26 protein-coding genes and 1 riboswitch are annotated in these 24,323 nt (G+C 48.7%); of the genes, 18 read left to right on the top strand and 8 right to left on the bottom strand.

Features of this window, described 5'->3' with window-relative positions; translation table 11 throughout:
- Window positions 1-6 precede the first annotated feature (6 nt).
- Window positions 7-771, top strand: a complete 765-nt coding sequence (locus K7G97_RS12805) for a TIGR01457 family HAD-type hydrolase (protein WP_023469144.1) — start codon at window positions 7-9, stop codon at window positions 769-771.
- A 42-nt stretch (window positions 772-813) separates the two neighbouring features.
- Here K7G97_RS12805 and K7G97_RS12800 read toward each other — a convergent pair whose 3' ends face one another.
- Window positions 814-1,041, bottom strand: coding sequence for a NifU family protein (locus K7G97_RS12800; RefSeq protein WP_012371190.1), 228 nt, complete (start codon window positions 1,039-1,041; stop codon window positions 814-816).
- 109 nt (window positions 1,042-1,150) lie between these two features.
- Here K7G97_RS12800 and K7G97_RS12795 point away from each other — a divergent pair, with 109 nt between their 5' ends.
- On the top strand, window positions 1,151-1,447 hold the full coding sequence (locus K7G97_RS12795; RefSeq protein ID WP_223040721.1) for a DUF1462 family protein: 297 nt from the start codon (window positions 1,151-1,153) through the stop codon (window positions 1,445-1,447).
- Between the two features lie 41 nt (window positions 1,448-1,488).
- On the opposite strand, the gene K7G97_RS12790 is transcribed toward K7G97_RS12795, so the two are convergent.
- Window positions 1,489-2,541 carry an NAD(P)/FAD-dependent oxidoreductase gene (locus K7G97_RS12790; protein WP_023469142.1) on the bottom strand — a complete coding sequence of 351 codons (1,053 nt, stop codon included), beginning with the start codon at window positions 2,539-2,541 and terminating at the stop codon, window positions 1,489-1,491.
- 92 nt (window positions 2,542-2,633) lie between these two features.
- Between K7G97_RS12790 and K7G97_RS12785 the strand changes: the two genes are divergently transcribed.
- Window positions 2,634-2,867 (top strand): YuzB family protein, encoded by a 234-nt coding sequence (locus K7G97_RS12785; RefSeq protein WP_023469141.1) that lies wholly within the window; start codon window positions 2,634-2,636, stop codon window positions 2,865-2,867.
- 75 nt (window positions 2,868-2,942) lie between these two features.
- Here the strand turns inward: K7G97_RS12785 and K7G97_RS12780 are convergent, their stop codons facing one another.
- Complete coding sequence (locus K7G97_RS12780) at window positions 2,943-3,509, bottom strand: ECF transporter S component (RefSeq protein WP_029342415.1); 567 nt, start codon at window positions 3,507-3,509, stop codon at window positions 2,943-2,945.
- A 155-nt stretch (window positions 3,510-3,664) separates the two neighbouring features.
- Window positions 3,665-3,806: riboswitch (FMN riboswitch) on the bottom strand.
- Window positions 3,807-3,917: 111 nt separating this feature from the next.
- Here K7G97_RS12780 and K7G97_RS12775 point away from each other — a divergent pair.
- The 4 genes from K7G97_RS12775 to K7G97_RS12760 all read left to right on the top strand — a co-directional run bounded on the left by K7G97_RS12775 (window position 3,918) and on the right by K7G97_RS12760 (window position 6,240).
- Window positions 3,918-4,268: a HesB/IscA family protein gene (locus K7G97_RS12775; protein WP_029342414.1), complete on the top strand. Its 351-nt coding sequence runs from the start codon at window positions 3,918-3,920 to the stop codon at window positions 4,266-4,268.
- 117 nt (window positions 4,269-4,385) lie between these two features.
- Entirely contained in the window at window positions 4,386-5,252 is an 867-nt protein-coding gene (locus K7G97_RS12770; RefSeq protein ID WP_223040720.1) for an NAD-dependent epimerase/dehydratase family protein, read from the top strand.
- Window positions 5,253-5,260: 8 nt separating this feature from the next.
- A complete protein-coding gene (locus K7G97_RS12765) occupies window positions 5,261-5,752 on the top strand; it encodes a GNAT family N-acetyltransferase (protein ID WP_262415753.1) in 492 nt (163 codons plus the stop codon).
- Entirely contained in the window at window positions 5,749-6,240 is a 492-nt protein-coding gene (locus K7G97_RS12760) for a GNAT family N-acetyltransferase (protein ID WP_223040719.1), read from the top strand. Before K7G97_RS12765 ends, K7G97_RS12760 begins: the two co-directional genes overlap by 4 nt.
- A gap of 243 nt (window positions 6,241-6,483) precedes the next feature.
- Here the strand turns inward: K7G97_RS12760 and K7G97_RS12755 are convergent, their stop codons facing one another.
- The gene (locus K7G97_RS12755) at window positions 6,484-7,482 is read right to left on the bottom strand and encodes an NAD(P)/FAD-dependent oxidoreductase (RefSeq protein WP_023469135.1); all 999 of its coding nucleotides are present in this window, start codon (window positions 7,480-7,482) and stop codon (window positions 6,484-6,486) included.
- A gap of 243 nt (window positions 7,483-7,725) precedes the next feature.
- Here K7G97_RS12755 and K7G97_RS12750 point away from each other — a divergent pair, with 243 nt between their 5' ends.
- The 6 genes from K7G97_RS12750 to K7G97_RS12725 all read left to right on the top strand — a co-directional run bounded on the left by K7G97_RS12750 (window position 7,726) and on the right by K7G97_RS12725 (window position 15,945).
- A complete protein-coding gene (locus K7G97_RS12750; RefSeq protein ID WP_023469134.1) occupies window positions 7,726-8,937 on the top strand; it encodes an NAD(P)/FAD-dependent oxidoreductase in 1,212 nt (403 codons plus the stop codon).
- An 81-nt stretch (window positions 8,938-9,018) separates the two neighbouring features.
- Window positions 9,019-9,336 carry a YuiB family protein gene (locus tag K7G97_RS12745; RefSeq protein WP_023469133.1) on the top strand — a complete coding sequence of 106 codons (318 nt, stop codon included), beginning with the start codon at window positions 9,019-9,021 and terminating at the stop codon, window positions 9,334-9,336.
- A gap of 101 nt (window positions 9,337-9,437) precedes the next feature.
- Window positions 9,438-10,295 (top strand): glucose PTS transporter transcription antiterminator GlcT, encoded by an 858-nt coding sequence (gene glcT, locus K7G97_RS12740; protein ID WP_023469132.1) that lies wholly within the window; start codon window positions 9,438-9,440, stop codon window positions 10,293-10,295.
- Between the two features lie 217 nt (window positions 10,296-10,512).
- Window positions 10,513-12,036: a glucose-specific PTS transporter subunit IIBC gene (ptsG, locus tag K7G97_RS12735; protein ID WP_029342409.1), complete on the top strand. Its 1,524-nt coding sequence runs from the start codon at window positions 10,513-10,515 to the stop codon at window positions 12,034-12,036.
- Between the two features lie 129 nt (window positions 12,037-12,165).
- A complete protein-coding gene (ptsG, locus tag K7G97_RS12730) occupies window positions 12,166-14,274 on the top strand; it encodes a glucose-specific PTS transporter subunit IIBC (protein ID WP_223040718.1) in 2,109 nt (702 codons plus the stop codon).
- Between the two features lie 153 nt (window positions 14,275-14,427).
- On the top strand, window positions 14,428-15,945 hold the full coding sequence (locus tag K7G97_RS12725) for an MDR family MFS transporter (RefSeq protein ID WP_223040717.1): 1,518 nt from the start codon (window positions 14,428-14,430) through the stop codon (window positions 15,943-15,945).
- Between the two features lie 108 nt (window positions 15,946-16,053).
- Here K7G97_RS12725 and ptsP read toward each other — a convergent pair whose 3' ends face one another.
- Window positions 16,054-17,778 (bottom strand): phosphoenolpyruvate--protein phosphotransferase, encoded by a 1,725-nt coding sequence (gene ptsP, locus K7G97_RS12720; RefSeq protein WP_023469128.1) that lies wholly within the window; start codon window positions 17,776-17,778, stop codon window positions 16,054-16,056.
- Between the two features lie 353 nt (window positions 17,779-18,131).
- On the opposite strand from ptsP, the gene K7G97_RS12715 reads away from it, so the two are divergent.
- From K7G97_RS12715 to K7G97_RS12705, 3 genes are read left to right on the top strand one after another with little or no spacing between them, the layout of a single operon-like run.
- Entirely contained in the window at window positions 18,132-19,544 is a 1,413-nt protein-coding gene (locus K7G97_RS12715; protein WP_223040716.1) for a leucyl aminopeptidase, read from the top strand.
- Entirely contained in the window at window positions 19,541-19,711 is a 171-nt protein-coding gene (locus K7G97_RS12710; protein WP_156501818.1) for a hypothetical protein, read from the top strand. Before K7G97_RS12715 ends, K7G97_RS12710 begins: the two co-directional genes overlap by 4 nt.
- Window positions 19,692-20,360: a DUF429 domain-containing protein gene (locus K7G97_RS12705; RefSeq protein ID WP_223040715.1), complete on the top strand. Its 669-nt coding sequence runs from the start codon at window positions 19,692-19,694 to the stop codon at window positions 20,358-20,360. Before K7G97_RS12710 ends, K7G97_RS12705 begins: the two co-directional genes overlap by 20 nt.
- Here K7G97_RS12705 and ytvI read toward each other — a convergent pair.
- Window positions 20,340-21,464: a sporulation integral membrane protein YtvI gene (gene ytvI, locus K7G97_RS12700; protein WP_087681281.1), complete on the bottom strand. Its 1,125-nt coding sequence runs from the start codon at window positions 21,462-21,464 to the stop codon at window positions 20,340-20,342. The genes K7G97_RS12705 and ytvI overlap by 21 nt on opposite strands.
- 93 nt (window positions 21,465-21,557) lie before the next feature.
- Between ytvI and K7G97_RS12695 the strand changes: the two genes are divergently transcribed.
- Window positions 21,558-21,743, top strand: a complete 186-nt coding sequence (locus K7G97_RS12695) for a hypothetical protein (RefSeq protein WP_223040714.1) — start codon at window positions 21,558-21,560, stop codon at window positions 21,741-21,743.
- Window positions 21,709-22,596, top strand: coding sequence for a MazG nucleotide pyrophosphohydrolase domain-containing protein (locus K7G97_RS12690; RefSeq protein ID WP_262415752.1), 888 nt, complete (start codon window positions 21,709-21,711; stop codon window positions 22,594-22,596). Before K7G97_RS12695 ends, K7G97_RS12690 begins: the two co-directional genes overlap by 35 nt.
- 42 nt (window positions 22,597-22,638) lie before the next feature.
- Here K7G97_RS12690 and K7G97_RS12685 read toward each other — a convergent pair whose 3' ends face one another.
- Together K7G97_RS12685 and K7G97_RS12680 are read right to left on the bottom strand one after the other, a co-directional pair.
- Entirely contained in the window at window positions 22,639-23,829 is a 1,191-nt protein-coding gene (locus K7G97_RS12685) for an aminotransferase (protein ID WP_214858190.1), read from the bottom strand.
- Window positions 23,826-24,323: an Lrp/AsnC family transcriptional regulator gene (locus K7G97_RS12680; protein WP_050678638.1), complete on the bottom strand. Its 498-nt coding sequence runs from the start codon at window positions 24,321-24,323 to the stop codon at window positions 23,826-23,828. Before K7G97_RS12680 ends, K7G97_RS12685 begins: the two co-directional genes overlap by 4 nt.

Below are 24,323 nucleotides of genomic sequence, written 5' to 3'. Positions count from 1 at the left end.
GTCAGGATGAAGGCAAAAGGCTATTTATTTGATTTAGATGGAACGATGTATAACGGAACGGAACCGGTAAAAGAAGCGGTCGATTTCGTCAATCGTCTGCAAGCAGAAGGCATTCCGTATTTGTTCGTGACGAATAATGCGTCGATGACGGCAGAAGCCGTGGCGGAGAAATTACGCGGGATGGGTGTTCATTCCGATGCGAAACACGTCTTGACGAGTGCGATGGCGACTGGTCGTTATATCGCTGATCTATCACCGAAAGCACGCGTCTATGCGATCGGAGAAACAGGACTGATTGATGCGCTTGAACGGGAAGGGTTAGACGTCGTCGCAACAGAAGCGGCAGACTACGTCGTCATCGGTCTTGACCGTCAGATCACATATGAAAAACTCGCTGTCGGAGCCCTCGCGATTCGTGCCGGTGCTCGTTTCATCTCGACGAACGGAGACATCGCCATTCCGACAGAACGTGGATTCTTACCAGGAAACGGTGCCTTGACGTCCGTCCTGCGCGTGACGACGGAGAAGGAACCGTTCTTCATCGGCAAACCGGAACCGGTCATGGTCGATATCGCAACGGAGATGATTGGTCTGTCAAAAGAAGACGTCATCATGGTCGGGGATAACTACCATACGGATATCCTATTCGGAATCAATGGAGGCATCCGGACAATGCACGTCAATTCTGGCGTCCACACACCCGTCTTCATTCAAGGTCAGGATCGTCAACCGACATACATGGTCGATACGTTAGCCGAATGGATTCTATGAATCAAAAAATCCCGAACGAGAATTCGTTCGGGATTTCATGTATTAGAAGACTTGTTCGACTTCAACGACGCCAGCGACTTCTTCAAGAAGGGCACGTTCGATACCGGCCTTCAATGTGATCGTTGAACTTGGGCAGCTACCACAAGCTCCCATCAAACGGAGTTTTACGATTCCGTCTTCTACATCTACGAGTTCAACGTCTCCTCCATCACGAAGAAGGAACGGACGCAATTTTTCAAGAACTTCATTCACTTGATCAAACATTTCCATGCGTAAACACATCCTTTCGTATAGTTTCATTGTAACAGGGTTGAAAAATGTTCTCAATCTGGAAAACTTGTATACTAAAGAGGAGAGAATTGAAAAGGGGGACTTCAAGATGGAAATCACGGTTTATGGAACAGCGGTCACTTGTCCGAGTTGTGTCGGGGCACCCAGCTCGGAAGAGACGTTCAGTTGGCTACAAGCTGTCCTCGGACGGAAATATGAGCAAGCGATGACGCTACGCTATGTCGATTTCGAGACAGCAACAGCGGATCAATGGACGGAAGCGCTAAAAGAGGATGTCTATTTTTATCCACTGATCGTGCTTGATGATGAGATGATTGACGAGGGGTACGTCAAATTGAAGACGATTACGGAAGCGATTGATGCGAAGTTAAGTCAGACGGGGTGAACGAAGAAGAGGTATCCCAAAGATCGGGACACCTCTTTTGCTCATTTAATCTTTTTGTGTTTCCATAAGACACCGGACTTCAAGAGACGTGGGACTTTCCCCGTCAGCGCTTGCTTGCCCATGACGATCCCGAAACCATCTGATTTCCCAAGCGATCCGAGCATCCCGCGCAGTTTGATTTCTGGCAGTTTCGGCAATTTTTTCCCTTGCCATTTCGCTTGCAAGACATCGACGACTTGTTCTGCCTGATGTTCTGCGAGTTGACCGCTTGGTGCATACGGCAAGCTGGCACAATCGCCGATGACGAATACGTTATCGTATTCTGGTACATGGTGATGTGCCGTCAATTTGATCCGACCGCCACTGTCTGCAGCAAAGCCGAGATCACGAACGACCTTGACCGGTTGCGTACCTGCCGTCCAAATCGTTAAGTCGGACGGATACGTATCGTCGCCGTTACGCACGTCGTCCGCTGTGACGAGCGTGACGTTCGAATTGTTGATGACTTCCACGTCATGCTCCTCGAACCATTCCTGGACGTAAGACGAGACTTTGTCGGATAAGAACGACAAGACGGATGGACCGCGGTCGAACAAACGAATCGTTAAATCCTTCCGGCTCTCGTGCAGTTCACTGGCGAGTTCGACACCAGATAGACCAGCACCAACGATTGAGACGACGGATCCCGGTGACAGACCGCAGATCGCTTGCTGTGTCTTACGCGATTCTTCAAGTGTCTGGATGCTGTATGTAAACTCTTGAGCACCCGGAATGTTGTGGTATTTATCCTCACAACCGAGAGCGATGATCAAGTCATCATAGAATAATTCTGATCCGTCCTGCAGGTGGACCGTATTCGTCTCTGGTGAGATTTTAATGACATGTCCATATTTATAAGTAAGATGTTTCCCCTCCGGAAATTCAATCCGGACATCCCGATCTGATAATGTACCTGCTGCGAGTGCGTAATATTCCGTTTTGAGTGCGTGGTATGGTAGACGGTCGACGAGCGTGACGGCAACTTCCTCGTCCTTGAACCGCTCACAAATCCGCATTCCACCATATCCTCCGCCGAGTACGACCAATTGCTTCATAACGTAAAATCCCCCTTAGTTCCCCTAAATCAGTCTGACCTTGTATAATACGACATGAGGCAGGTCGTTTCCTGCTTGAAGGAGGAAAAAAAGTGAATCCGATTATTGAATTTTGTATCAGTAACTTAGCGGCGGGTACACAAGTCGTCATGGAGCAACTCGAACGTGACCCGAACGTCGATGTCGTCGAATACGGTTGCCTCGGCTATTGCGGCATTTGTTCGCTTGATCATTTTTGTCTCGTTGATGGTGAGACCGTCGTAGGCGAAACACCGGAAGAGTTACTCGAGAAGATTTACCTAAAAATCGAAGAAAACGAGCTGTGAACAAAGACAGCAAAAAATCCCCTCGTTCGTCTGAACGAGGGGATTCGTGTCCGTCAGCGGGCGCAGCTTTTCGGATCAGGCAGATTGTTGACGGCGCATCATCCATGGTCGTAGTTTCAAGAACAACGGAATGAAGAGTGCCGAGATGAACAACGCCTTGATGACGTTAAACGGTAAGATACCAGCTGTGATCGCTGTCCATTTGACAGCTGGATCCGCCATGTAGTCCATACCGAGGAACCATGCATACGCTGGAAGGATCAAGATATAGTTGAGAATCGCAAGACCGAGTGCCATCGTGATCGTACCAGCGACGAGACCAGTTGCGAGACCTTGTGTTGATTTCTTTTTATGGTAGAACCAGCTGACAGGAAGCACGAATGCGACGCCAGCAGCAAAGTTCGCGAATTCTCCGACCGGAACACCACTTCCGCGGAAGATGTAGTATAACACGTTCTTCAATGCTTCGACGATGACACCTGCGACCGGTGAGAACATGATCGCTGCGACGAGAGCAGGAACATCACTGAAGTCGATCTTCAGATAGTTCGGTAAGAACGGTAGTGGGAAATTGATAAGCATAAGAACAAATGAGATTGAACCTAACATTGACAGAGTGACCATTTTTTGTGTGCGTTTCATACGAGTATTGTCTCCTTTTGCTCGTTCCTCTCGATGAAGTATTGGCATGACTGCGTCCATAAAGAAACCCCTATTGATGAGATCAACAGGGGAGAAGTCCGCATTAAATAAACCTAATCGATTATTGCAAAAATCGATCAAATTCAAACTCATGCCGCCATCTTCTCCCATCCAGACTATACTGTCGGCTCCTGAATTACACAGAATCAGCAAATAGCGCCCTATTCGCTCGCGGGCTTCAACTCATATGAGTTGTTTACCGCCGGTCGGGAATTTCACCCTGCCCTGAAGATGGAACGATTATTTTATTGTACATACCATTTATACAACGAATTCAAGATAGTTTCAAGCAACTAGGTTTCGATTCGCTCAGAAGTTGCGTATACTAAAGAAAAGGAAGGTGATGACATGATCCATTTAACGGAGGCAGCAGCGCTACAAGTCCAGGACATGATGGCGCAGGCACCAGCAGATGAACGGAATCTTCGGATGCTCGTCCAAGGTGGTGGATGTAGTGGTCTGTCGTACGGAATGGGATTCGACCAACAGAAAGAAACGGATCTCGTTTTCGAACAGCACGGCGTGACCGTCATCGTGGACGAAAAAGATTACCCGGTCGTCAAAGGACTGGAAATCGATTATAAACAGTCGATGCTCGGCGGCGGATTCACGATCACGAATCCGAATGCCATCGCAACATGCGGTTGCGGGACTTCGTTCCGGACGGCAACGAATGCCGGGACACCGGGTGGCTGTTAATGAATCCAATCGTGGACATCGTCCACGATTTTTTTATTGTCCGTATACAGGAGACCTGTTCCATTGACTCGAAATATTAAGAGAGTGAATGCTACTACGAACAGGGAGGGCTTCAGGATGAGAAAAGTATTGATCTTCGGGGGAACGCGCTATTTCGGACGCCGGCTTGCGATTCGCTTAGCCGATTCGGGGGATGATGTGACGATCGTCACACGCGGTGAGCATACGCCACCAGTCGCGAAGGGCTTGACATTCTTCAAAGGGGACCGGACGTCAAGTAGTACGATGAAGGACTTAAGCCAGCAGCACTGGGATGTCATCTATGACAATATTTGCTTCACGCCGTATCAAGCCAAACTTGCGATCGACGCGTTTGAAGGGAAAGTCGGACGCTACGTGTTGACGTCTACGATGTCTGTCTATGAAGGCGGTGGTGCGAACATCACCGAGCGTGCATATAATCCGTTTCCCGGGAAATATGATCTCGAGAAGGAACATGGATATGGCGAAGGGAAACGCCAAGCGGAGAGTTATTTCTTCCAACGGGCGACGTTCCCAGTCGTTGCGGTCCGTTTTCCGGTCGTCCTCGGACCAGATGACTATACGGAGCGACTCGTCTTTCATATCAAACGGGCGCTTGACGGGCGTCCGATCGTTGCCGAAAACACATACGCGAAGATGGGGTATATCTCCAGTTACGAAGCCGCTGCCTTTCTGGAGTGGTGTGGTCGCTCGGAACTGACAGGACCGATCAACGCTGCGAGTGACGGTGTCTTATCGATTCAAGACCTGATGGATAAAATCGACCGCGTTGCGGGAACGACGAGCCAACTCGTCGCAAAAGGAGAGGATGAATCACCTCTTGCGCCGGAACGTGATTTTTATATGGATACGACAGCCGCAAAACAAGCGGGCTTTCTGTTCCAGCACATCGATGACTGGCTCGATCGCTTGATTGAAGAGGAGGTGCGCAATCACCAATGATGCAGTTGATGAAACCAACCCTCGCATGGGAGACAGAATACCGCGCCTTTTTAGAAGACTGGCGAGAGTCGGGCGAAACGATCGTGCCGGAAGCAGTCGGAGACACATATGAACCACTGGGCGCTTATTTTGCGGAACTGAAGGAAATGGAGACAACAGTCAGACCGGGTCTTGTCACCCATTCGACGTACTGGATGGTCGACGGGCAACGAATCGTCGGTGCGCTGAACTTCCGGCATGACTTGACGGAGAACTTGAAGTTGTACGGCGGACACATCGGATACGGCATCCGACCATCCGAGCGTCAGAAAGGATATGCGACGACCGGGCTCCGTTTAGCGCTAGAAGAAGCACGGCAACGTGGACTCGATCAAGTGCTATTGACGTGTGGCGTTGATAATCTAGCATCTCGCCGTGTCATCTTGGCGAACGGCGGACGAGAAATTGAGCCGACTGTTCGTAATGGACGCGAGACACGTCGCTTCATCATCCCGTTATGAGGATTCGTGAAGCACGTCTTGAAGATGCGTCAGCCATCGCCCGCGTTCATATTGATGCCTGGCGCGAGACGTATCAAGGTATTATTCCGGACACTTATTTAGTGCAGTTATCGCACGAAAAACGGACGAAACAATGGGGACAGACGTTAATTGATCAGCGCGTCTATGTTGCCGTGTCAGGAGAAGAAGTCGTTGGCTTTGCGCAAGGTGGAGCGAATCGAAGTGATGCGCGTGAAGGGGAGCTGTATGCGATTTATGTCTTGCAAGCGTCGCAAGGACAAGGACTCGGAAAAGCGTTGTTTCAACGCATCGCTGAGGACTTAGCGGAATATGAGACGATGCAGGTTTCTGTCTTGCGGGATAATCCAGCGTGTCAGTTTTACGAGCGATTCGGTGGTCAGATCTTCGAAGAATCGATGATTGAGCGAGGTGGGGTCGAACTCGTGCAACGGGTTTACCGGATACCTGTTAAAAGATCATCCGTATGAAATCGGACGTTTTCAACATCTTCGCTTTCCTCAGGCGGGATATAAGCCGCGCCAGTTCCCATTCCATGTGATCTGTCGGGTCTTACCTATCCCTGACGGAAGCACACATCGTGCTTCCTTTTTCCTGTAGGAGTCGAAAATGTTTGGTCATGTCCTATATGTGATTCCATCTAAATAAGAGGTCGGACTCCGGTATGTTATCCGGAATTCGACCTCTTATTTGTTTACAGCCATTCAGTTATCTCAAGAATGATTCGTTACTTTTTCGAACAGACTCGTCGAGTGTTGCGGGTGACGAGCAGATGGATCAACGAGAAGTTTCGCTTGGTTAACGGCGATCGGTGCTTCACCGAAGCCCGTTGCGATTAGTTTGACGCGTCCTTCGTAAGTCGCGATATCACCACAAGCGAAGACGCCCGGAATCGCAGTCTCCATCTTCGAATTGACACGAATCGAATTGCGTTCGAATTCGACTTCCCATTCTTTGAGCGGTCCGAGTGACGAGACGAAACCGAAGTTACAGACGACATCGTCAGCAGCGACGACGACGACTTCACCACTTTCAGCATGTTTGAACGTCAGCGTCTCGATGTGCGTCTCACCTGTAACCGATTCAAGTGTATACGGCGTCATGACGTTGACGGACGAATCGTGTAACAATTCGACCGAATGTTCATGGGCACGGAACTTATCACGACGGTGGACGAGCGTGACGGATTTTGCGATCGGCTCAAGCATCAATGACCAGTCAACTGCTGAGTCACCGCCACCCAGTAAGACGACTTGGCGATCCTTGAAACGTTCCATGTCGTTGACGAAATAGTGTAAGTTCGTTTCTTCGAAGCGTTCTGCATCCGCCACTCCGAGTGGACGCGCAGCGAACGAGCCGTTTCCTGCCGTCAAGATGACGGTCTTCGTATAATGCTCGCCTTTGTTCGTGACGAGGCGGATGATTCCGTCATCCATCCGTTCATAAGCGATGACGGTCTCACCGAGCACGTATGTCGGATCGAATTCATTTGCTTGTTCAAGCAACCGATCGACCAGTTCCTGTGCTTTTACTTTCGGAAAACCGGCAATATCGTATATATATTTTTCAGGATAAAGCGTAGCGAGTTGACCACCTAATTGAGGTAGACTCTCGATGACCTTCGTCTTCATCTGGCGCATTCCTGAATAAAACGCGGTGAACAGTCCGACCGGACCGCCGCCGATGATCGTGACATCATATGGTTGGTGCATCTGATTCCCTCCTAGCGTTGGATAGGTCCATTATATAGGAAGTAGGGGGTGAAGGTGCAAGTACGGGACATCTCACATTTTTTTAAGGGAAATTACATTTTTCTTTTGCAATCATTCCTGAAAAGTGTTTCAATAGGCTTATAGACATGTGAACATTATTTGAACAAAATTTTTGAGCATTCGTCTGTAATTGAATGTGAAGAAAATCACAACAAAACTACGATTCGTAAGGAGTATCAGAACATGAACACACCTAACATTGTTATTCTTGGAGCGGGCTACGGTGGATTGATCACAGCAGTCAACCTTCAAAAGAAACTCGGCGTCGATCAAGCGAACATCACGTTGATTAACAAACACGACTATCATTACCAAACAACTTGGTTGCATGAACCAGCTGCAGGTACGATGTCTGCGGAGCAAGCGCGCATCTACATCAATGATGTCATCAACCCGTCACGCGTCAAACTTGTCAAAGGTATCGTCGAGAAAGTCGACACGGCTGCTAAAACGGTTCTTTTACAAGATGGCGGAACAGTTCCTTACGATTACGTCGTCGTTGCTCTCGGTGGCGTTCCTGAAACATTCGGTATCAAAGGATTGAAGGAACACGCGCTGACGATCAGCTCGTTGAACAGCGTCCGTAAAATCAAGGAACATATCGATTACTCATTCGCACAGTACAAAACAACAGGATCACAAGATCGTTCACTCTTGACGATCGTTGTTGGTGGTGCTGGATTCACAGGAATCGAGTTCATGGGTGAGCTCGTCAACCGTATTCCAGAACTGTGCAAACAATATGACATCCCACGCGAACTCGTTCGTGTCGTCAACATCGAGGCAGCGCCAACAGTCCTTCCAGGATTCGATGCTGATCTCGTCAACTACGCACACAAATGGCTTGAGCGCCAAGGCGTCGAGTTCAAACTCGGTAACGGCATCAAGGAATGTGGACCAGGAAGCGTCACGTTCGGTCCGCTTCAAGGTGACACGACTGAGACGATCGAAGCAAGCACGATCATCTGGACAGGTGGCGTCAGCGGGAACCCAGTCGTTGCAGCATCTGGTTTCGAAGCGATGCGTAACCGTGTCGTCGTTGAAGAAGATCTCCGTGTTCCAGGACACGACAATGTCTTCATGATCGGTGACTGTTCAGCAGTCATGGATCCTAGTTCGAACCGTCCGTACCCACCGACTGCACAAATCGCGACACAACAAGCACACAAAGTCGCTGAGAACATCGCAGCACTCATCGCGGGTCGTCAAACATCGACATTCACGTACGAGAACAAAGGAACGGTCGCTTCACTTGGTCACAAAGACGGCATCGGCATGGTCTTCGGTAAGAAGATCTACGGTCGTAACGCATCGTTCATGAAAAAAGTCATCGACAACAAACACTTCTTCGAACTGAAAAAACTTGGTCTTGCGATCAAAAAAGGGAAGTTCTAAGTTCACGTTTTAGGCAAATGTACACTCGTGCATTTGCCTTTTTTGTCGGTTATACTAGAAGAGATTCAAAGGGGGAACAGTATGCATATCATTCAAGCCGTGATCGGGAGTGTCCTTTATCTCGTCATGTTCTTTAGTATCGGATTCATCTTAAACATGTTGTTGCGGAGTACATGGGTGATGCTCGTACTCTATCCGGTCATCATCATCATGATGATCGACAACCAATCGACGCTCGAATACTTCACGAATGCTCGTGAAGCGATTCCGAATCTCGGAGACCGAATTGCTGGTCTACAGACAGCGGATATCACGATGTTCGCGGCTGGTCTTGCCGGAATCATCATCGCCGGTCTATCGATTCGCTTCTTGCGTAAGAGCGGTTACCAAATGTTTTAAAGTCTACTTGAGTAAGTAGGCTTTTTTCGTGTCTGAAAAACCGTTATAATAAAAACAATGTCTTTAAATAAATGTGTAAGAGCAGATTGGGTTGAGAGCGAATGGATAAACAAATGTACCACGTTATCAAGGTATTGAATAATAATGTCGTCATTTGTTCGACTGGTGCGAATCAGGAAGTCATTATCCTCGCGAAAGGGATTGGCTTCGGTCGGAAGCCAGGCGATCAACTGACAGATCTCGACAAGTTGGAAAAAGTCTACACGTTGAAGGATAAAGAAGAACAGGATCAATATAAGGCGCTCGTCGGTCATCTCGATGAGAATTTCATCGCGTTGATGAACGAGATCGTCTCGATGATCGAGACACGCTTCGGAAAAAAGGTCGACGAACATATCCATATCGGATTGACGGATCATTTGACGTTTACGTTCAAGCGACTGGAACAAGGAATGGAAGTCACGAATCCGTTTCTTGCTGAAACGGAAGCCTTGTATCCGGAAGAGTACGCCCTTGCAGAAGAAATCGTCGAGTTCATCAGTGCCGAGATGAATTTTTACCTGCCTCCAGCTGAGACAGGATTCATCGCACTTCATATTCATTCAGCGACGAACTTCAAAGACGTACTCGAAGTTAACCGCCATCATCAACTCGTCGGTTTAATTGCTAGTCATATCGAACAGCGACTGGAGATTAAAATCGATCGAAAATCGCTTGATTACAAGCGTCTGATTCGGCATCTTCGTTCAGCGATTGAAAGGGTTTCCAATGGGGAGTATCTAGAGGCTCCAGAAAAAGTAGAAAAGCTATTGCGTGAAGAATATCCGCTATGCTATGATACTGCTTGGGAGCTGATGTCCATCATGGAACGTCAGTTGAAGAAAGCGGTACCGCGCGGTGAGGCGACGTATCTTACGATGCATCTGCAACGCTTAGTGCAGTACGATTCAGGTAAATGACCGCACGGACTACGTGTTACTGATACGATCAGGCATGAGTGGGATGTCGGGCAAGAAGCTTTATTTCCGTTATGCAACGGGATAAGTCTATTGTCTACAATCCGCTCGTGCCTGATTTTTTTCTGTAAAAAATCGGTCAGATGTCTGACTTTTTTCGTCTCAATCATTGGCATTATTCATCATACTTCGCTCTTAACAGGAAAAGGAGGAAACACACATGTTCAAACAGATTTTTGCTGTTCTTCAACGTGTCGGTAAAGCGTTGATGCTTCCTGTAGCGATTTTGCCAGCTGCCGGTATCCTACTCGGATTCGGTAACGCGATGCAAAATCCGAACTTGACGTCAAAACTCGAGTTCTTGAAAAATGATGCAATCATCAAGGTTGCAAAATTGATGGAAGCAGCCGGGGATATCATCTTCGGTAACTTAGCACTCTTATTCGCGGTCGGTGTCGCGATTGGTCTTGCAGGGGACGGCGCAGCCGGACTTGCGGCAATCGTCGGATTCTTGATCATGAACAAAACAATGAGCGTTTGGCTCGGCGTTACACCAGAAATGGTTGCTAACGGTCAAGGGTATGCAAACGTACTCGGTATCCCAACACTTCAAACTGGGGTATTCGGTGGTATCATCATCGGTCTGATTGCAGCTTGGGCATACGGGAAGTACCATAATCTCGAATTGCCGCAGTTCCTCGGATTCTTTGCTGGTAAACGTTTCGTTCCAATCGTCACTGCTGTCGTTTCATTGTTCGCAGGTCTTGTACTTGTATTCGTTTGGCCGTTCGCACAGGACGGATTGAACACATTCTCCCACTTCATGATGGAGAAAAACCCAACACTCGCAGCATTCGTCTTCGGTCTCATCGAACGTTCGTTGATTCCATTCGGTCTTCACCACATCTTCTATGCACCATTCTGGTTCGAATTCGGTTCGTACACGAATGCAGCAGGTGATGTCGTTCGTGGTGACCAAGCGATCTTCTTCGCTCAATTGAAAGATAACGTTGAATTGACTGCTGGTACATTCATGACTGGTAAATTCCCGTTCATGATGTTCGGTCTTCCAGCAGCAGCTCTTGCTATGTACCACGAAGCTCGTCCTGAGCGCCGTGCAGTCGTTGGTGGTCTTCTTGGATCAGCAGCACTTACAGCATTCTTGACAGGTATCACAGAGCCAATCGAATTCGCATTCTTGTTCGTTGCTCCAATCTTGTTCGCAGTTCACGCAGTCTTCGCAGGTCTCTCGTTCATGACGATGCAATTGTTGAACGTTAAGATCGGTATGACATTCTCTGGTGGTTTGATTGACTTCCTTCTCTTCGGTGTTCTTCCAGGACGCACGCAGTGGTGGCTCGTCATCGTCGTCGGTCTTGCACTCTCTGTCATCTACTATGTTGGATTCCGTTTCGCAATCCGCAAGTTCAACCTGAAAACTCCAGGTCGTGAAGATGCAGCGCAAGAGACTTCATCTGCTCAAGGTTCTGAACTCGCTGAAGGTATCCTTGATGCACTCGGTTCAGAGTCGAACATCAAACACTTGGATGCATGTATCACACGTCTTCGTGTCGAAGTTCTCGACAAATCGAAAGTCAACAAAGATGAGTTGAAAAAATTAGGTGCTGCTGGTGTCCTTGAAGTTGGTAACAACGTTCAAGCGATCTACGGACCGAAATCAGACAACATCAAGTCTGAAATCCAAGCCGTCATCGCATCACGTAAACAAGAAAAAACAGTCTAAAGTTTTTAGAGTGAGTCCTTCTGCGGAAGGGCTCATTTTTTTTGGAAAAATCTTTTAGAATCGTTTTGCGCTAGAATATTTTAGGGTATGAACTAAGTAGTTTGTTTAAAAAAAGGAGGGAATATACGCATGTGGAAAAACGTGTTTGGTGTCTTACAGCGGATCGGTAAAGCCTTGATGTTACCGGTAGCGATTTTGCCGGCAGCGGGGCTATTGCTCGCGTTCGGGACAGCGTTTCAAAACCCGAACTTGACGCAATATTTACCGTTCCTCGAGAACGATTCGCTAGTCGTCATCTGGCGGGTCATGCAGGATGCGGGTGATATCATCTTTGCGAACCTCGGGTTACTGTTTGCCGTCGGGGTCGCGATTGGTCTTGCGAATGGGGAAGGGGTCGCCGGTCTAGCAGCGATCGTCGGTTTCTTGATCATGAACAAGGTCATCAGTTCTTTCTTACAGATCACACCAGAAAAAATCACGGAAGCACAGAAAGCGAGTGACTTGTCGTATGCGACGGTCCTCGGGATACCGACCTTGCAAATGGGGGTATTCGGAGGGATCATTGCCGGTTTGATAGCAGCGTACAGTTATAATAAATTCTTTAAAATCAAACTGCCTGATTTCCTCGGATTCTTCGCAGGGAAACGTTTTGTTCCGATTGCAACTGCCTTGTTTAGTCTTGTCGCCGGGTTTGCCTTATCGTACATTTGGCCACCGATTGGAACAGGTATCAATACGTTCTCGAAAACAATCATCGAAGCGAACGAACCGTTGTCTGCCTTTATCTTTGGACTCGTCGAACGTTCATTGATTCCGTTTGGTCTTCACCATATCTGGTACTCAAGTTTCTGGTTCCAGTTCGGTGAATATACGGATAAAGCCGGAACGATCATCAATGGGGATCAGCGGATCTTCTTCGCACAGTTGAAGGACGGTGTACCATTTACGGCAGGGACATATATGACCGGGAAATATCCATTCATGATGTTCGGTCTGCCAGCAGCCTGTCTTGCGATGTACCACACGGTCGCAAAAGATCGTCGTAAAGCCGTCGAAGGTCTCTATTTCTCAGCTGCGTTGACTTCTTTCCTGACTGGTATCACGGAGCCAGTCGAGTTCTCCTTCGTCTTCGTTGCACCACTCTTGTTTGCCGTTCACGCCGTCTTTGCTGGTCTTTCATTCATGATCATGGATTTACTGAACGTCAAGATCGGGATGACGTTCTCCGGTGGATTGATTGACTACACGTTATTCGGGATTCTACCGAACCGAACCTCGTGGTGGCTCGTCATTCCAGTCGGTCTTGTCTTCGCCGTCATCTATTACTTCGGATTCCGTTTCGTCATCACGAAGTTTGATCTAAAGATTCCGGGACGCGAAGCGATTAAAGAAGGTGCCGCTACCTCAACGGCACAAGCAGGCGATCTACCGTATGAAATTCTACAAGCATTCGGTGGTCCATCAAATATTAAACACTTAGATGCTTGTATCACGCGTCTGCGGATTACGGTCAATGATAAATCAGGCGTCAACAAAGAGCGCTTGAAAGAACTAGGTGCTGCTGGTGTTCTTGAAGTCGGAGATAACGTCCAAGCCATCTTTGGACCGAAATCCGACGGGATCAAGACAGAGATGGCAGATATCATGAAAGATCCAAATTATAAACCGAAAGAGACACCAGAAGCAGATCCAATTCCACAAGTTCCAACGGGAGACGAAGCACGGACTTCTGGAACTACAGCAGATACCGGTCCACTCGCTGGGGATCGTGGCGGGGCTTACGTGCCTGAAGATGGATATGTTGCACCACTAAGCGGTATCATTCGTTCTCTCGATGATGTACCGGACCAAGTCTTCTCCGGTCGCATGATGGGTGACGGATATGCAATCGAACCAACGGAAGGATATGTCGTCTCTCCGGTTTCTGGTGAGATCACGACGTTCTTCCCAACGAAACACGCGATCGGTATTCTTGCGGATAATGGAGATGAAATCTTAATCCACATCGGTATTGATACGGTGTCACTCGAAGGAAAAGGATTCGAGGCGTTGGCGAAAGCCGGCGATCGTGTCGAACCGGGGACACCACTTCTCAATGTCGATCTTGAACAAGTACGACCACTCGTACCATCATTACTGACGCCGATCATCGTCACGAACAGTGGCGATCGAAAAGTCGACGTTGATGTCGGACGGACGGTCGAAGCCGGAGAAGCGATTTCGTATCGAGTAGAGTAAAGAAGAAAAGCGACGGATCGCCCTGAGCGATCCGTCTTTTTTTGTGTAAAACGATCGTAGAGCACATTTGATAATGAGATTTTGCACATATGATGATACAATGAGTTAGCTATTATAAGAGTTAGCTAATTTTTTGAGAAATGAGGTGCGTCGATGTCTTCGACTACAACAAAAACGAATACGACACCTGTCGTCATCGGATTATTGATCGGGATTTTAGTCGCGGCGATGGATAACACGATCGTTGCGACAGCGATGCCGACGATCGTCAGTGAACTGAATGGGTTTGATCAGTATGCATGGGTCACGTCGGCTTACATGATCGCAACCGTTGCTGGGATGCCGATCTTCGGTAAACTGAGTGACATGTATGGAAGAAAACGCTTCTTCCTCTTTGGGATGCTCCTCTTCATGGTAGGGAGTATCTTGTGTGGAATGGCAGACTCGATCATTGAATTGTCTGCCTATCGTGCCTTGCAAGGGCTTGGTGGTGGGGCGTTGATGCCGATTGCCTTTACGATCATCTTTGATATCTTCCCACCGGAAAAACGAGGGAAAGTCAGTGGATTGTTCGGAGCAGTTTTCGGTATCTCGAGTATCTTCGGACCATTGCTTGGGGCGTTATTAACGGATTCCCTCGACTGGCGCTGGGTGTTTTACATTAATATTCCACTTGGTTTGATTGCCCTTGGTCTCGTGACGGTCTTCTATCAGGAATCACCGGTGCACCGGACACAGAAAATCGACTATGTCGGTGCCTTCACCCTTGTCGCCGGATTGGTGTTATTCTTACTCGCACTTGAAATGGGTGGAAAAGAATATGCGTGGTCTTCGCCACAAATTCTTGGTCTGTTCGGAGCAGCACTCGTCGCGTTCGTTGCCTTCGCATTTGCTGAACGACGTGCTGCGGATCCTGTCATTACGTTCAGCCTGTTCCGCCGTCGCTTATTTGCGGCAACACAAGGCGTTGCGTTCTTTTATGGATTCGTCTTCATCTCGGCGAGTGTGTTTATTCCAATTTTCGTGCAAGGTGTCTTTGGTGGCAGTGCGACGAACTCCGGTCTGATCCTGATGCCGATGTTGATCGCTTCAGTCATCTCGGCGCAACTGGGTGGACAGTTGCCGAACAAGTTTGGATTCCGGAACGTCATGATCGTCTCAGCGGTCTTCTTCCTACTCGGTGTCTATCTCCTTAGTACGATGACGCTTGAGACATCGCGGACAGCGGTAACGATTTATATGATCATTCTTGGCTTCGGTGTTGGCTTTAGTTTCTCACTATTGAATCTAGCAAGTATCAATGGGATCGAGATGCAACGTCGGGGCGCAGCGACCTCGATGGGCTCGACATTCCGGACAATCGGGATGACGCTTGGTGTCACGGTTCTCGGAATCATTCAATCACGGACGTTCACGTCAGCTGTAACGGATCGGTTGCCGCAAGGTGGAGCGCCGTCGGGTGGACAGTTCCCAACGGCTGATGCGTTTGCGAAGATGCCACCCGAAGTCGCGACAGCAATCAAGACGTCGCTTGCAGAATCGATCTCAACCGTCTATTTCTGGGCGCTGATTCCAGCAGTGCTCGGTGTCATCTTTATCTTCTTGATGGGGAACGAGCGTCCGATTCTGTCGGAACAAGCAACGCCAGCGAAGAAGAAGCAAGCTCAATAATCACCGTTTCAACAACGTCTTCTTTCTTATTAGAAAGGGGCGTTGTTTTTTTGTTGAATTAGACAAAAAAAGACGAACCTGGATTGCTCCAGATTCGTCTGACAACACTTATTTTTTGATGTCGAAAGTCGTGCTAAGGAAGTCGACGACTTCTTCTGCCGTATCCATATCGAGTACTTGCTCAACGATTGCTTCACACTCTGATTTGTTGAGGCGTGTCATCAAGCTACGTGCGCGAAGGACAGATGATGCTGACATCGAGAACTCATCAAGACCAAGACCAAGAAGGATTGGAAGAGCCAATTCTTCTCCTGCCATCTCACCACACATGCCGACCCATTTGCCTGCTTTGTGTGCTTCAGTGATGACGTTGTTCAAGAGGTTCAAGATCGCTGGGTTGAACGGTTGGTACAGGTATGATACTTTTTCGTTCATCCGGTCTGCAGCCATCGTGTATTGAATCAAATCGTTCGTTCCGACAGAGAAGAAGTCGACTTCTTTTGCGAACTGACGAGCCATGACCGCTGTTGCTGGAATCTCGACCATCATACCGACTTCGATGTCTTCTGATACCGTGACACCTTCAGCTTGAAGGTTTGCTTTTTCTTCAAGGAGAAGTGCTTTTGCAGCACGGAACTCTTCGATCGTTGCGATCATCGGGAACATGACAGCGAGTTTACCGTATGCACTTGCACGAAGAAGTGCACGTAATTGCGTACGGAACAAGTCTGTTTGATCGAGACAGAGACGGATCGCACGGTAACCGAGGAACGGGTTCATCTCGTGTGGGAGATCAAGGTACGACAATTCTTTATCGCCACCGATATCGAGTGTCCGGATGACGACTTTTTTATCGCCCATTGATTCGAGAACTGTTTTGTAAGCTGTGAACTGCTCGTCTTCCGTTGGGAATGTCTCTGCATCCATGTAGAGGAATTCCGTACGGTAAAGACCGACTGCTTCTGCACCGTTATCCAAAACGCCTTTGACATCGTTTGGTGTACCGATGTTTGCAGCGAGCTCGACGTGATGACCGTCAGCTGTCATTGTTTTTTCGTTCTTGAGTTTTTTCCACTCTTCTTTTTGTGCGATGTATGCTGCGCGTTTTGCTTCATACTCAGCCACTTGCTCTTCGCTTGGGTTGACGATGACGTCACCTTCAGCACCGTCAAGGATGAGAAGATCGCCGTGTTTCACGTCCGTCAAGACGACTTTTGTTCCGACGACTGCTGGGATTTCGAGTGAACGTGACATGATGGCAGAGTGCGATGTCCGGCCACCAATGTTCGTTGCGAAACCTTTAGCATATTTGCGGTTCAATTGAGCTGTATCCGAAGGAGTCAAGTCTTCAGCGATGATGATGACTTCTTCATTGATTTGAGCTGGAGTGACGAACGTGATACCGAGAAGGTGAGCCATCGTCCGTTTTGTGACGTCACGAACGTCTGCTGCACGTTCGCGCATGTATTCGTTATCCATTGATTCGAAAATCATGACCATCATGTTTGCGACTTCATCGAGTGCTTTTGCAGCATTTGCTTGCTCGTCCTCGATTTTTGCGTTCACCTGACTGACGATTTCCGGATCTTCTAAGATGAGAAGGTGAGCCGAGAAGATCTCCGCTTTATCTGGACCTAATTCTTGTAAGGTATTTTCACGAATGACTTCGAGTTCCGTCTTCGATTTTGCGATCGCTGCTTGGAAACGTTCTTTTTCCGCAGCTGCATCCTCGATTTTGTGCGATGGAATCTCAAAGACCGGTGTTTCCATCACGAATGCTTTTGCAATCGCGATCCCTGCAGAAGCGCCAATTCCCTTGATATGTTGTGCCATGTGCATTACCCTCTTTTCAGTAAGTTTTTTTAACGCGACGACTTCGTTTCTTAGCTATCTATAGATACCCATAAACGCCTCTCTCTTAACGAGCCTTCTGCGCACTCTCCCTTGAATGAAAACGTAGACATTTCCCGGAACAGCAAACGCATCGTTTCTTGAAGTGTCTCAACATTTCACCCGTTTAATCCTATCATATTGTGAAACGGGCAACAATTGTTTGAAACCAAGCATTTCGACAAATTGTCGAACAGAAGTAGTGAAAGCGTTTGCGGTCAGTCGAGAGGCTATCAGTTGGAAAATGACTGAAAACACTTCATACTAATAGATACTAGTCAAAGGGGGAGTTTTATATGCAAACGAATCAATCCGTAGATGTACTCGTTGTCGGGATTTCTGGAAATCAACCGCTCGATGAACGGTTACAGGCACTGTATGGTGACAAACTAGAAGAGTGGGTCCGTCAGGGCGATATTTCAACGAAACGCGGAGAACTCCGACTGTTGCCGACATTATCGGGAGACGTGGCACGTGTCTTGTTCGTTGGGCTCGGGAAAGTTGATCAGCTTTCGCAAGATGAGTTACGTCGCTTACTCGGAAAAGCAGCACAGCATGTGAAAGCCCGTCGCTTAGAACATGTCACAGTTGATGCGACGACATTCCCGGGACAACCGGTCGAGCTGATTGCTGAGACATTCACCCTCGCTACATATGAGGTCAAACATTATAAGACGTCGCCTTCGAAATCATATACGTTACAACTGACGGTCTTACCTTCTGATGACGAAGCCGTCCTTCGTGGTACGGTCTTAGGTGAAGCGACGAACTTAGCGCGTCGTCTCGTAACGATGCCAGGGAATCTTTTGACGGCGCCAGCGCTTGCGGACGAAGCACGTTTCATCGCGGAACGTCATGGGCATGATCTCCGGATCATCGATAAGGAAGAGATGGAAGCACTCGGGATGGGCGCCTTGCTTGCCGTCAACCAAGGATCCGTCATTCCACCGAAATTGATCGTCCTTGAATATAAAGGATCAGCAGAAGCACCGATCGCGGTCGTCGGGAAGGGCGTCACATTCGATACAGGTGGTTATTCCATCAAACCGAAAGACGGGATCGTTGGGATGAAAGGCGACATGGGGGGAGCGGCAGCGGTTCTCGGCTTATTCGAAGCACTCGGTCAACTGAAGCCAGATGTTCACGTCATCGGTGTCATTCCGGCAACGGACAATATGATTTCCGGGGATGCCTTCAAGCCGGATGACGTCATCACGTCGATGGCAGGAAAAACGATCGAAGTCTTGAACACGGATGCCGAAGGACGGCTTGTCCTTGCTGACGCAGTCACGTACGTGAAAGAGTATCAACCTAAAGCGATCATCGATCTCGCAACGTTGACAGGCGGTGTCCTTGTCGCGCTTGGAACAGAAATCACTGGTGCGTTGACGAACGATGCGTCACTTTACGAACGCTTTGAACAGGTGACGAAAGAAACGAATGAGATGGTTTGGCAAATGCCATATGTTGATGCGTTCATCAAACAAGTCCGCCGTTCGGAAGTCGCAGACTTGAACAACTCACCGGGACGCATGGGACATATGATCTTCGGTGGTGCGTTCGTCGGGGAATTCGTCGGTGACACACCTTGGCTACACCTCGATATCGCGGGAACATCGGAACAGAATCAAGCGTCTGAGATTGGTCCAAAAGGAGCGACAGGCGTTATGGTTCGTAGTCTGTATCGATTCGTCGAGCAAGAAAAATGAGACGTTGGAATCTACTCGGTGTCTTGTTGACGATTCTTGCCATCGTCTGGTATATGGATGCGCGCGACCGTCTATCGCTCGGTCTCGCGACGTTCATCGGTATCTTCACCGTCTTATCACTACTGCGTTCTTTCCGGGAGAAGACGAATGATCGTCATCGGAATTGATGCGGCAAAGGCGGGCTGGGTCGTCGTTATGTACGAAAACGGTCGTTATACGGGATCGGTCGAACCGACACTTGCAAATATCCCTAGAGCTGACCGGATTTGGGTCGATATGCCGATTGGTTTAACGGAAGGACGACGCGAAACGGATCAACTGTTGCGACAGGAATTACGCCCTGGGCGAACGAGCAGTGTCTTTAATGCCCCGTTTCTCAGTGCGCTGACAGCCTCAACCTATATGGAAGCAAATGATTTAGCGAAACAACATGCGGGGATCGGGCTTTCAAAACAAGCGTGGTATCTATTACCGAAAATCAGAGAAGTTCGCAGTGTATATCGAACGGAGATGATTGAAGCCCATCCGGAAGTCTGTTTCGCGCGACTCGCCGGTCATCCGGCACGTTTTTCAAAGAAGACGACCGAAGGCATTGAGGAACGAATCGAATTACTAAAGCGTTTTGATTGTCCACCGCTGTGGGAACAACATAAGTCGCATGTTGCGATGGATGATTGGCTCGACGCTTGTCTGCTTGCGACGGGCGCCCGTTTTCCGTGTGATTACTTACCAGCGAGTCGACCGGTGGACGCGGAAGGATATCCGTTATATGCAGCTGTACCAAAAAAATCACCCTCACCGAAATGGTGTGGGTGATCCTTTGACGAAGTCCCAAATATAATGGAAAATCTGGGCGTTGTAGAGTGCTTTTAAGATAACAGCGATCAATGGTCCGAGAATCAGTCCGAAGACACCAAAGAATTTGATCCCGACGAACAGTGCGATCAAGGCCGTGATCGGTTGAATCCCGATGTTGTCGCCGACGATTTTCGGTTCCATGATGTTGCGCTGGAGAATGACGAGAGCATACAGAATCCCGAGACCAATCGCAAGTGTCGTATCTCCGGTAATCAAGGAGTAAGCGATCCAAGGCAAGAAGACGGAACCAGTACCAAGATACGGCAAGATATCGAAAAAGGCAGCGATAAACGCGACTGCAAACGGATGCTCGACACCAATGACGAACAAACCGATCAAGACGATGAAGAACGTGATCGTAATCAAGGTGAACTGTGCTTTGATGTAGCCAAACAAGGCAGACCGTAAACTCAAGAAGACTGACTCGAAACGAGCGAACCAAGGAAGCATCTCATAACGTTTCAATCGCATCTCGTATTGGTGCCAATCTTTTGCGATGAAGAACCAAGCGAGTAGGACGATGACGAAAATTAATGCAATCGATGGCAACGTTGCAAGGACCGTTTGTAGCATCATGGCGATACTTTTTGATCCTTCACCAATCGCACTCGCAAGTGAACTACCGAGGGATTGGATACTGTTTTGGACCGTGTTTTGTTGCGATGGTTCCAGTGAGCGTAAGGCTTCCGAAGCATCGTTCCAAATTGGTGCCAGTTTTTCATTGTAGAGCTTTTGAAAATACAGGCTCAACTCTTGAATTTGCGCCGGTAATTGATTGGCGACGAACACAAGACCGCGAATCAACTGCATGATGATCAAGGCGAGGGAACCAACTAATAGGCCACTGATTAAAATGATTGATAACAACGCACCCCATCCACGATTGATCCGTAACCGCTTTTGGAAGAAATCGACGAGCGGTCGGCTGAAAAGGGCAAGCAGAAACGCAAAGACGAATGGATACAAGATGGACGAGAGGCGGATGAGTAACCATCCACCAATTAAGAAGGCGAAGATCACCGTCAGGAACCGGGCCATTTGCCAAAGACGTTCAGTCGACACAAGCAACACCTCTTACTGGATTATGTAGAATTAATTGATATCATCATATCATGTTTAGGTAGGGAACGAGTCATTCAAAAGGAGGAGATCTCGATGCGTAAAAGAGAAATCGGAGTAATTGCTGCGTTGATTGCTGCGACATCTGTCGGAATCCGGGAATGGAAGAAAAATCAGGCGTTTACGCAACGCGTCAAACAAGAGACAGAAATGCACGTACGCCAAGCAATCGTGGAGGGTCAGACAGATGGAACAGATGAAGACACTGCAACAAAAGGTTGATGCGACGATTCGCTCACTCGGCGGTTATTTTCGGCCGCTATCTGGTCTCGCACGCCTGACGGAAGAAGTCGGTGAGGTCGGAGAAGCACTGGAACAAAATGATTTAGAAGCCCTTCGCTTGGAGCTTGTCGACGTCTTGATGATCTCGACCTGCCTTGCGAATCAATACGTGGCGGATCTTGCAGCACAGCACGAGACGCTTGGGACAGTAAACGATGCTCAGGACGGTTCGTTTTATCGACTCGTGCATGAGGCCGGACAAATCGCACGTGTCATGAACGGGTATGAAGGCGATAAACCGCCGAAAGCGAAAGATACGATTGTTCCGATTGGTCATTCCTTAGCACGTCTGCAACGCGAATTGTTTCGGTTAGCACGACCACTTCAACTTGATTTGCTGACAGAAATCGACCGGACGAATGAAAAGAATCTGAAGCGGGATAAAACACGCTTCGCGTTGACGCGTGATCCCATCACGGAAGAGACGATTGATCATTTCCGGAGTGCGACAGGAAGTGAGGCGCGCCTCTGGGGAGCCCCTGTGTACGAGGAGAACCAAACGATCGAGGATAACATGGAAGCAGCATTGCCGTCACTCCGGCGTTTCCTCCGATGTGCGTCGATTGAGGGGATCGAGGCATTCGTCTTCGAAGCACCGATGGAACGCTCGCGTAGTTTGGTTGAAGTGAAAGAACTAGCGGACGAAATGGGACGCTTGATCAAAGAGCGGACACCACTTGACTTCAAGGATTCACCATATCGGTTGGAAGTCTTTGCGCCACAACTCGGTCCAATCTCGCCGTATCATGCGGAAGACGACCATCGGATGTTTCTCGTTCTCTATGTAGACTAAAAAATGATCCGCCTGCTCTTTTGAGCAAGGCGGATCATTTTTTTAATGTGAACGAGACGATGCTGCCTCATCTTGAGTCTGCCATTTTTTCATGAAGCGCTGAATCCGAGCGATCGCTTCTTGGAGTTGTTCAATCGAACTTGCATAACTTGCCCGGACATAACCTTCACCGCTTGCTCCGAAGACAGATCCTGGAACGACGGCGACACGTTCTGCGAGTAACAGTTGTTCAGCAAACTGCTCACTCGTCAGCCCGGTATGACCGATGTACGGAAAGGCATAGAAGGCGCCACCCGGTAAGTGTGTCGGGAGACCCGCATCGTTTAACGCCTTAACGAAGTAGTTCCGGCGTTGACGATAACTCGTCACCATATCAGGAACCGTCTTATGACGAGAACGCAGTGCTTCAATGCCCGCGAATTGAACGAGTGTCGGGGCACACATCATCCCGTATTGATGGACCTTCAGCATCGATTGCGTGATCGCAGGTGGGGCGCAAGTGAAGCCAAGCCGCCATCCTGTCATAGCGAAGGCTTTCGAGAAACCGTTGATGATGATCGTCCGCTCCCGCATTCCGGGAAGGGTCGCGAAGCAGATCGCTTCCGTTTCGTAGGAAAGTTCCGCATAGATCTCGTCACTGATGACATATAGATCATGCTTTTGGACGAGTAACGCTAGGTCCGCTAATTGATCGCGCGACATCGTCGAGCCTGTCGGATTCGATGGGAAACAGAAAATGATCGCTTTCGTCTTATCTGTCAGCAATTGTTCGATCGTTTCCGGTTGAATCGCAAAACCGTCTTCTGCATGACACGCAGCGGCGACAGGAATGCCTCCAGCGAGTTCGATCAAGGGAGCATACGAAACGAACGCCGGTTCAACGACGATGACTTCATCTCCTGGATTGATCAAACTACGAAAGGCAAGGTCGAGTCCTTCTGAGGCTCCAGTCGTGACGATGATCTCCTCCGTCGTCGAATAGGAGATGGCGAACTTTTCTTGCATGTAAAGTGCGATTTCCTGGCGTAACTCGAGTAAACCGGCGTTGGCACTATACGCTGTATAACCTTGCTCGAGTGCTGCGAAGCTCGCTTCGCGAACATTCCATGGCGTGACGAAATCTGGTTCGCCGACACCAAGGGAGATGACGTCTTCCATCGATCCTGCTAAATCAAAGAAACGACGGATGCCAGATGGGGCTAGCTGTTCGACACGTTCAGATAGAGACTTCATGGAGACACCTTCAATCGTTTGTCGTCATCATCCTGACTGAAGAGGACACCATCGTGCTTGTAGGTCTTCAAGCGGAAATGGGTCGTCGTCGAGATGACGGAGTCGAGCGTCGATAATTTTTCCGAGACGAATTGAGAGACTTCTTGTAGCGATTTGCCATCAAGGACGACTTGTAAGTCATATGCGCCCGACATCAAATAAAGGGACGTCACTTCCGGGAAACGATGGATCCGCTCCGCTACCTCGTCAAAACCGCGTCCGCGTTTCGGTGTGACTTTGACATCGATGAAAGCTGTCACGCCATGATGAGCATGAATCTTTTGCCAGTCGATGACAGCGGTGTAACCGAGGAGGACACCATCGCGTTTGAATGTCTCGATCGAAGCTGCTACTTCTGACGCTTCCCAGTCGAGCATCTGCGCAAGCAAGTCCACGTCCATCGGGCCATTTTGTGTTAATAATGCTAATAATTCAAGTTGTTTTTCGGTGTACAT

Origin of the sequence: Exiguobacterium acetylicum (assembly GCF_019890935.1) — a bacterium.
GTDB classification, from domain to species: Bacteria; Bacillota; Bacilli; order Exiguobacteriales; family Exiguobacteriaceae; genus Exiguobacterium_A; species Exiguobacterium_A abrahamii.
This window is presented reverse-complemented; position numbering and strand designations above follow the sequence as displayed.